Below are 9,818 nucleotides of genomic sequence, written 5' to 3' on the forward strand. Positions count from 1 at the left end.
ATGTTCAATCATCCTGTTATTCACCTGAATAGCAGGATGATTAGCTGAATTATTAATTAAATAGATATATGCAGATGAAAAAAATAGATGGCCTAATAGCAGCACCTTTTACACCATTTGATCATGATGGTGAGTTAAATTTGGAAATAATTCCTTCATACTATCAATTGTTAAAACGGAATGGTGTAACAGGAGCTTTTATCTGTGGTTCTACAGGAGAAGGTGTATCCTTAACATTTGAGGAAAAAGTACTTGTCTTAAAAGCGTGGACAGCCTTAACCCAGTCTGATCCTGATTTCGCATTGATGATGTTTTTGGGAGGTACAAATATCAAAGAATGTAAAGAATTAGCTAAAATAGCTGAGTCAGCAGGGGCTGATGCCATTTCGTTTACCTCGCCCTACTATTTTAAACCTGCGAATGCAGGTCAATTGGCCAAATGTTGTGCAGAAATAGCTGCAGCAGCGCCTAGCATAGATTTCTACTATTACCACATTCCTGTATTGACTGGAGGAAATTACGCTATGTACGATCTGTTGCAAGAAGTAGATGATAAAATCCCTAATTTCAAGGGCATCAAGTATACACACGAAGATTTTATGGATTTTTTAACCTGCATGAATTTTCAGCAGGGTAAGTATAATATGCTGTGGGGTCGCGATGAAAATATGCTCTCTTCCTTGGCTTTGGGTTGTACGGGTGCTGTGGGAAGCACGTATAATTATGCTGCACCATTATATCACGAGTTGATAAAGGCATATACTGAAGGAGACTTAAAGAAAGCAAATGCTTTACAACAAAAATCCATAGACATGATCCGGCTTTTAGGCAAGTATGGCGGCATCGCAACAGGCAAAGCTTATATGAAATTAGTAGAAATCGACTGTGGTGCATTTAGATTACCTATAGCCAATATGCCTGCAGACTCTTTCGAATTATTCAAGAAGGATGTACAGGCTTTAGGTTTTGACGATTTTAAATCCAAGTAATAATGAAAAAGACACTGTTCTTTTTGCTATGTATCGTAAATATGGGGTTTTATGTGAAGGATCAAAGGGATCGTATTGATTGGTTGGTGGGGGAAGTGTTGCCTGAATCAAATGGCAAGAAAAATATAGGCGTTGCAGGACCTATTACAGGAATTATTGATGATAAACTTATTATAATGGGAGGGGCAAATTTCCCCGATAAAATGCCATGGGATGGAGGAATTAAAGCTTATCAGAAGGCGTATTATGTGTATCAAATTTCTGCGGATGGCCAGTTAGAATTAATATCGACCTCCTATAATGTAGATAGTTTAGCGTATTCGGCAAATGTTTCGGACCAAGGTTTTATTTATGCAGTTGGGGGGGAGCGGAATGGTCTGGCTACAACGGATGTGGTTCGGATTTCGTTACGCAATGAGCAGTTGGTGATGGAAAATCTCCCTAGCTTACCCATAGCATTGACCAATGGTTCGGCGGCAATAATCAAGGGATACCTATATTTTGTCGGTGGAGAAAATAGTGATCTCGTTTCCAAGAGAATTTATCGATTGAATCTGAAAAGTCCGAACGAGGCTTGGGAAGATTTCGTGGATTTGCCTGCTCCAGTATCACATAGTATTAGTCTGGCTGCGCAAGATGCTAACCTTATCGTCATTGGAGGTAGAAAAAGAAATACAAATGCAAAAAGCGATATTTATAAAACTGTCTACTCCATTGATGTAAAAACTAAAAAGTTGAATCAACTTCCTACCCTGCCGGAACCCTTAGCCGCTGGAACAGCAGTTAATTATAAAGGAAATTTAATAGTCATTGGTGGGGATAATGGGGAAACCTTTCATCAAGTAGAACAACTTATAGCTGATATAAATACAAGCAGCGATGAGGAGTCAAAAAATAGACTCATAAAAGAAAAGAATGCGCTACAAAGTTCGCACCCTGGATTTTCTAAAAAAGTGTACCAATTGAAACAAGGCCAGCAAAAATGGGAATTGCTGCATTTGGATAGCGGCGAAAGTCCTGTCACGACGACGGCATTGCTGAAAGATAATCTGATTATTATACCAAGTGGAGAAATTAAAGCAGGCGTGAGAACTAACCAAATATTAATAGGAAAAATTAACTAAATACATCAATCGTAAAACATGAAAAATAGCAAACATTATCCTTGGGTTGTCGTAGGGCTACTGTGGTTTGTGGCCTTATTGAATTACATGGATAGGCAAATTTTGTCTACGATGCGCCCTGCAATAGCTCAGGATATTTTGGATTTGGAGAGTGCAGCGGTGTTCGGCAACTTAATGGCTGTTTTTTTGTGGATTTATGGTTGTATGAGCCCAATAGCAGGGGTGATGGCCGATAAAATTAATCGCAAAGGATTAATTATCTCTAGTTTATTTGTGTGGTCTGGAGTTACATTCGCTATGGGATATGCGACCTCTTATGACCAATTGTATGCCCTTAGAGCAGTCATGGGAGTAAGTGAAGCTATTTATATTCCAGCTGGGTTATCGTTAATTGCTGATTATCATACAGATAAATCCCGCTCCCTAGCTGTGGGGATTCATATGACAGGACTATATTTTGGTCAAGCATTGGGCGGTTTTGGAGCTACTGTAGCTTCCCGTTTTTCTTGGCAGCATACCTTTATTATCTTCGGTTTAATAGGTATTCTATATGCGGTTGTTTTAATTTTTACTCTTTTTGAAACACCGGCACGTGATAAACCGGAAAAAAATGTAGGACCACAGACCTCTATTTGGAAAGGTATTCCCATATTATTTAGCAATATCGCATTTTGGGTGATTTTATTATACTTCGCTGTACCAAGTTTACCGGGCTGGGCTACGAAAAACTGGTTGCCTACATTATTCGCTGACAACCTAAATATACCAATGGAAACGGCGGGTCCATTATCCACCATCACAATTGCTTTTTCCTCATTTTTAGGTGTTATTTCAGGAGGTATTCTGTCGGATAGATGGGTTCAAAAAAATATTAAGGGACGCATATATACCAGCGCAATAGGATTGGCTTTGACCATTCCAGCTGTATTTTTGATCGGATATGGCTCATCCATATGGGCGATTGTCGGAGCAGGACTAATATTTGGATTTGGCTTTGGGATGTTTGATGCCAACAATATGCCCATTCTTTGTCAGTTTGTAGCCGCCAAATATCGTGCAACAGCCTATGGCATTATGAATATGGTGGGGGTATTTGCGGGAGCGTATATCACCAAAGTTTTGGGTGCCTCGGCCGATGAGGGAAACTTAGGTTCGGACTTTGCGCTTTTAGCCGTTATAGTATTTGTCGTACTAATCATTCAACTGTCTGTATTGAGACCAAAGCAACATGATCAAACTATCTAATCTTATATTGATTATAGCTGTATTTCTGTTAGAAATACCTCAATTGGTGGCACAAAGGCGTGTCGCTTGTATAGGCGATTCTGTCACTAAAGGTTATGGGATTAAGGATTCGACCCAAACCTATCCCTATCAACTACAGCAATTGCTTGGAGTAGATTTTAAGGTTGGCAACTTTGGTCATTCGGGTGCAACTTTGTTAAGAAAAGGACATAATCCGTATATGCAGACGCAAGCATATCGAGATGCCTTAAAATTTAAGCCTGATGTCATTGTTATTGCTTTAGGCTTGAATGATACGGATCCGCGCAATTGGCCTAACTACAGTGATGAATTTGTTGGGGATTATTCTGCACTTGTTGAAGATTTTAGGCATGTAAATCCTAATGTAGAGGTTTTCATATGTACGATGACACCTATTTTCAGTGGACATCCGCGGTTTTTGTCGGGCACTAGAGCATGGTTTAGCAAAGCACAGGCAGCAATAAAAGAGTTAACAGCAGTCAATGAGGCTGTGCTGATAGATAATCATACTGCTTTAGCTTCCCGAATAGATTTATTTGGTGATTTCTTGCATCCCAATGCGCGTGGTGCTGAAATATTAGCCCAAAATGTCGCTCAATATTTAAAACCTGTGGTTCAGCCATTAAGCGTAGAGGAAACGCTGGGCAGCCATATGGTTCTACAGCGGGGAGTAATCAATACGCTCGCCGGTAAAGCTTCTGCGAAAGAAAAGATTACTGTGCGCTTCAAAGGAAAAAAATATACCACGCTCTCCGATGTAAAAGGAAATTGGACGTTGGAGCTTCCTATTCAAGATGCTGGAGGTCCGTACGATATAGAAGTGGCGACTGTGGCTGCGAAGTTAATACTAAAAGATATATTATTTGGTGATGTGTTTCTCGCTTCGGGGCAGTCGAATATGGCTTTTCCGCTGAGAATGGCTTCAGGAGCAGATTCTATATTGGGGCAGGTGCACAAATTGGATAAAATTCGCGTATTCAAAAATAAAGTCTTAGCAGAAACAAATTCTATCGCTTGGGACCAAACGATTTTGCATCAATTAAATGAGTTAAAATATTTCAGTGGAGCATGGGAAAAATCCTCGACTGCGTCGATATCGGATTTTTCTGCGGTTGCTTACGCCACTGCCGTCGAACTATATAAGTCGCAGGGCGTCCCCATTGGAATTATCAATATTTCAGTCGGAGGTTCAAACATTGAATCTTGGATTCCACGGTCTGTATTGGAGCAGGATAATTTATTAGCTTCCTATATTCACATGTGGAGGACGTCAGATTTTATTCAGGATTTCTGTCGGCAGCGCGCAGCCAAAAATTTGGAACATACTCAGCTAAAACATCAACGTCATCCGTATGATCCAGCTTACAATTTTGAAGCAGGAATAGCAAAATGGACCTCGACTCAAATCAAGGGAATTATCTGGTATCAAGGAGAAAGTAATGCACATAATATCGAGCACCATACTTATCTATTTCCTGTAATGGTGAAGTCTTGGCGTGATGCTTTTCAACAACAATTGCCTTTCTATTTTGTGCAATTATCTAGTATAAACAGGCCATCTTGGCCTGCGTTTAGGGATTCGCAACGCTTACTGACTAATGTGGTAAGCGATGTACATATGGCTGTATCTTCAGATATAGGGCACCCTACGGATGTGCATCCCACTAATAAGCTTATCCTGGGGAATCGGTTGGGTCAATTAATTCGTCAGCATACGTACAATGAACCTCTCGTCGCCGACAGCCCACAACCCGTAGATTTTCGTTGGGATAAAGATCGGCTTGTGATTTCTTTTAATCATTGTCAGATCCTCCAAACTGTAAAAGATTTGCCTATTAGGGATTTGCAATATGTCAATAGCAAGGGAGAGCTTCTGGATGTACAACATGGAACTATATATGAAAATACTTTAATCTTACCGCTGGCTAAGGATGTGAAATATGTACGATATGCTTATACACCATATACGGAAGGTAATTTGATAAGTGATACGCACATTCCGGTTTCAACATTTATTTTAAAAATTGATTAACATGTACACACACGAAGATTTAAGTGCATTAGCCAAATTCTATAAAAAACAGTTACTTGAAGATACCGTTCCGTTTTGGTTTCCTCGGTCATATGATCAGGAGCATGGTGGTTACCTCTTGATGCGTGATGCAGATGGGGAACTGATTGATACAGATAAGGCTGTATGGATTCAAGGAAGAGCATGTTGGTTATTATCCACTTTGTATAATACCATTGAACCTAAAAAAGAATGGCTTGAGGGAGCAAAACTCGGCTATGAGTTTTTGAAAAACAAGTGTTTCGATGCGAACGGAAAAATGTATTTTCACGTGGACCGTGCAGGAAATCCAATACGAATGCGTCGATATTTTTTCTCTGAGACGTTCGCGGTTATTGCGTTTTCGGCGTACGCGAAAGCTTCCGGAGACCAAGAAGCCGCCAATTTGGCTAGAAAAATTTTTGGTATTTGTCTCGAATATGCAAATGGAGAACGAAAGATAGAACCAAAATTTGAAAATACACGACCTTCGATAGGCATAGGTGTTCCGATGATCATGATCAATACGGCGCAGCAATTGCGAGAAACTATTGGCGATGAGCGCTGCGATAAGGCAATAATGGGTTGGATAGATACGATAGAAAAATATTTTGTCAAAGATGATATCCGTTGTGTGCTGGAGCAGGCAACACCTGATGGGCAGATCATCGATCATATTGATGGCCGCACATTGAATCCTGGACATGCTATAGAAGGGGCGTGGTTTATCCTTCATGAAGCAGAATATCGCAGTCAAGATGCCCGATTGATAGATTTAGGCTGTCGTATGTTGGATTATATGTGGGAGAGAGGCTGGGACCATGAATTTGGTGGTATCTTGTACTTCCGAGATATCTATGACAAACCTGTGCAAGAGTATTGGCAAGACATGAAGTTTTGGTGGCCGCAGAATGAAACCATTATTGCCACTTTATTAGCTTACACGTTGACCAAGGATGAAAAATATGCCAACATGCATAAGCAAATCCACAGTTATGCCTATACGAATTTCCATGATAAAGAAAATGGAGAATGGTTTGGCTATCTGCATAGGGATGGACGTGTGGCCCAAACAGCGAAAGGTAATCTGTTCAAAGGACCGTTTCATCTTCCACGACAGGAGTGGTATTGTTATCAAATATTAAGAAATTATGAAAAACATGATAAGGCTAAAAGTTCTATTTATCTTTCTAGCATTTTATAGTGCTGCTTACGCTCAAAAAAATCTTATTCCTCAGCCTCAGCAAATGTTGTTGGCGCCTGAAAAATTAGATTTGAGTAATGGTGTATGGATTAAAAATACAGACCAATCACTTCGGGCTGAATATAAATTGCTTGATCACTTATTTGCCTCATGGAATATTAATAAGGTAAAAAATAGCAGTAAAAAACGTATTACAACTGTATCGCTGCATATTTTGCCTAGTCTAGCGGGTAAAGAAGAGGTTTATAATTTGCTGATAAACGCGAATGAAATAAGAATTACTGCTAAAAGCGCAAAAGGGATATTCTATGGTATTCAGACCTTGAGGCAATTTGATATAGAAAATAAGAAAATTCAGCTTGCCAGTATTCACGATGAACCAGCATTCTCATGGAGAGCTTTTTTAATTGACGTAGGCCGTAATTATCAACCGCTTGAGATGATTAAGGAACAAATCGATATCATGTCCAAATACAAGTTGAATGTATTACATTTTCACTTTACAGAAGATATAGCTTGGCGTTTGGAAAGTGAGAAATATCCAGGCTTGACTGATGCTGCGGTGATGACACGATGGAAAGGTAAATATTACAGCAAGCAAGACTTCAAAGAGCTCATTAAATATTGTCAGGAAAGACATATTACGTTCTTACCAGAGATAGATATGCCGGGACATAGTGCGGCGTTTATGCGATTCTTTGGGGTAGATATGCAATCAGATTCGGGCATGGTTTATATCAAAGAATTACTTACTGAGTTTAGAACGAATTTTCCTGAGCTTGACCTCATTCATATTGGCGGCGACGAAGTGAAAATCACGAATAAAAATTTCATGCCCGAGATCACCCGACATGTCGAGCAATTAGGCTTTAAGAAAACATTTGGTTGGGATCCTGGAAGTAATCTAGAACCACAGACTATTCGGCAGATGTGGATGGGAGGACCTAAGCTGATTGAAAAGAAAGGTGATAAAGTTTACATAGAATCCAAACATTTGTACATCAATCATATGGATCCTTTGGAAACAGTCACTACGTTGTTTCATCGAAAAATTGGAGAGATCGATAAAGAGCACAAGAATCTCATAGGTGCTACGCTTTGTTCATGGCCAGATAGAGCTGTCGCGAAGCCGGAAGATATGTTTCTTCACAGTGCTATTTATCCAGCAATTTTGACATTTGCAGAACGCATCTGGCGAGGTGGGGGACGGCCAGGCTGGGTGAGTAATATCGTGCCAGCAAATGATCCGGATTATGCTGATTTTGTTGCATTTGAATCACGTTTGCTAGCCCATAATACACAGTATTTTGAAAATATGCCTTTCCCATATACTAGCCAGTTGGGACTAAAATGGGAACTGATAGGTCCATTTGCGAATGAGGGTGATGTACATCGATCTTTCCAAGTAGAGCAAAATCCATATGATGTCTCCATTAAAGTCGATCAAATCGTTGAGGGGGGGACAGTTATTTTGAAACATTGGTTCGGAAATATTATCCACTCGGCAATTCAAAATCCAGAACCTAATACGACCTGGTACGCACGCACCAAAATTTGGTCAGATAAGTCTGGTGAACAACCTTTTTGGATAGATTTCAATAATCTATCCCGCTCGTATTTAACTGATTCTCCCGAATTGGATACATGGGATTATAAAGGTAGCCAAGCGTATCTTAATGGAAAACGGATTAACCCGCCGACATGGCAACAGCCTGGTCAAAAAGGGGAGTCTGAAGTCCCATTAATTGATGAGGGGTATGCGTATAGAAAACCTACCATGCTGTATTTGAAAAAAGGCTGGAATGAAGTGTTACTAAAATTGCCCGTCGCGGCATTTCGAGGTAGAACATGGGACAATCCAGCAAAATGGATGTTTACATTCATTTTGCTAGAAAATGAAAAAATTAAAAACTAAATAATATGAAGAAACTATTTTTAGGTATTTGCTTAGTTGCGGCTTCTTTATCGCTTTCGGCTCAGGAAGTGACTGTTTTTCGATCAGGTGAGGATGGATATGCAAGCTATCGTATTCCGGCTATTGTGAAGGCAAAATCAGGTGAATTAATTGCTTTTTCTGAAGGTCGCGTCGATCATTCAGGAGATTTCGGAAATGTGGATATAGTCTACAAAATTAGTAAAGACGGCGGAAAAAGTTGGGGACCGTTGAATGTGGCTGTGGATTATGACAAATTGCAGGCTGGCAATCCGGCTCCTGTAGTTGATCTTTTAGACCCTGCCTATCCACAGGGACGTGTGTTCTTGTTTTACAATACTGGAAATGACCATGAAGGTGATGTACGTAAGGGCAAGGGTCTACGCGAGGTATGGTATGTGGTATCCAGCGATGGTGGAAAAACCTGGTCACAAGCTGTAAATATCACCACTCAAGTACATCGTCCTAAGCAACCACAGATTAATCCTGCTTATAACTTTAATGAAGATTGGCGTACCTATGCCAATACGCCAGGCCACGGATTTCAGTTTGTGTCGGGCCCAAATAAGGGTAGAATTTATATAGCAGGCAATCATAATGCAGGTGACCCACAACCACAGAACAAAGATTGGAATGCACATGCGTACTATTCAGATGACCATGGTAAGACTTTTAAATTGAGTGAAAAAGTTCCTTTTGCAAGCACGAATGAATCATTAGCGGCTCAGATTGGTGATAACTCTGTTTATATGTCCTCCAGAAATCAGTCTTATACGCCGAAGACTCGTATTATCTCAATTTCCCATGATGGAGGCCAAACATGGGTATCGTCTCAACCCGATGCAAATCTTCCCGATCCTGTCAATCAAGCCTCTGTACTTTCTTGGAAAAAAGGATATACTTTTATACTCGCACACAGTAATGCTGCAGATGAAAATAAAAGGGATAACCTAACTTTGAGACTTTCGAAAGACCAAGGAAAAACTTGGTATTTCAATAAAGTCGTGGCGAAAAGCCCGGAAGGATATAAGGGCGGGGCTTATGCAGCCTATAACGATATTGTCTTAGTCAAAAAAAATACAATAGGTGTATTGTATGAGAAGGATGGCTATAAAGAAATAGTTTTTGTGCCTGTGAAGGTGAAGTAAAACAAAAAAGGGGCTGTATCATAAATAAGTGGTACAGTCTTTTTTTATGTTATATCTCCTCTTATTTTTATTGACACAATCATTTGATTTTCATATATTTAAGT

General features: G+C 39.9%; 7 protein-coding genes. All 7 read left to right on the plus strand.

The features are described 5' to 3' along the window. Nucleotides 1-74 precede the first annotated feature (74 nt). From EDC17_RS12820 to EDC17_RS12850, 7 genes are read left to right on the plus strand one after another with little or no spacing between them, the layout of a single operon-like run. Nucleotides 75-989, plus strand: a complete 915-nt coding sequence (locus EDC17_RS12820) for a dihydrodipicolinate synthase family protein (protein WP_243646149.1) — start codon at nucleotides 75-77, stop codon at nucleotides 987-989. A 2-nt stretch (nucleotides 990-991) separates the two neighbouring features. Beyond that, the gene (locus tag EDC17_RS12825) at nucleotides 992-2,113 is read left to right on the plus strand and encodes a hypothetical protein (RefSeq protein WP_132778459.1); all 1,122 of its coding nucleotides are present in this window, start codon (nucleotides 992-994) and stop codon (nucleotides 2,111-2,113) included. A gap of 18 nt (nucleotides 2,114-2,131) precedes the next feature. Next, nucleotides 2,132-3,358 (plus strand): MFS transporter, encoded by a 1,227-nt coding sequence (locus tag EDC17_RS12830; RefSeq protein ID WP_132778460.1) that lies wholly within the window; start codon nucleotides 2,132-2,134, stop codon nucleotides 3,356-3,358. Further along, nucleotides 3,342-5,411, plus strand: coding sequence for a GDSL-type esterase/lipase family protein (locus EDC17_RS12835; protein WP_132778461.1), 2,070 nt, complete (start codon nucleotides 3,342-3,344; stop codon nucleotides 5,409-5,411). Before EDC17_RS12830 ends, EDC17_RS12835 begins: the two co-directional genes overlap by 17 nt. A 1-nt stretch (nucleotide 5,412) precedes the next feature. Beyond that, complete coding sequence (locus EDC17_RS12840; protein WP_132778462.1) at nucleotides 5,413-6,633, plus strand: AGE family epimerase/isomerase; 1,221 nt, start codon at nucleotides 5,413-5,415, stop codon at nucleotides 6,631-6,633. Beyond that, on the plus strand, nucleotides 6,590-8,548 hold the full coding sequence (locus tag EDC17_RS12845) for a family 20 glycosylhydrolase (protein ID WP_132778463.1): 1,959 nt from the start codon (nucleotides 6,590-6,592) through the stop codon (nucleotides 8,546-8,548). Before EDC17_RS12840 ends, EDC17_RS12845 begins: the two co-directional genes overlap by 44 nt. A gap of 5 nt (nucleotides 8,549-8,553) precedes the next feature. After that, nucleotides 8,554-9,714 carry a sialidase family protein gene (locus tag EDC17_RS12850; protein ID WP_132778464.1) on the plus strand — a complete coding sequence of 387 codons (1,161 nt, stop codon included), beginning with the start codon at nucleotides 8,554-8,556 and terminating at the stop codon, nucleotides 9,712-9,714. The last annotated feature ends 104 nt before the right edge of the window (nucleotides 9,715-9,818 follow it).

This window comes from Sphingobacterium alimentarium (genome assembly GCF_004342685.1).
Lineage (GTDB): Bacteria > Bacteroidota > Bacteroidia > Sphingobacteriales > Sphingobacteriaceae > Sphingobacterium > Sphingobacterium alimentarium.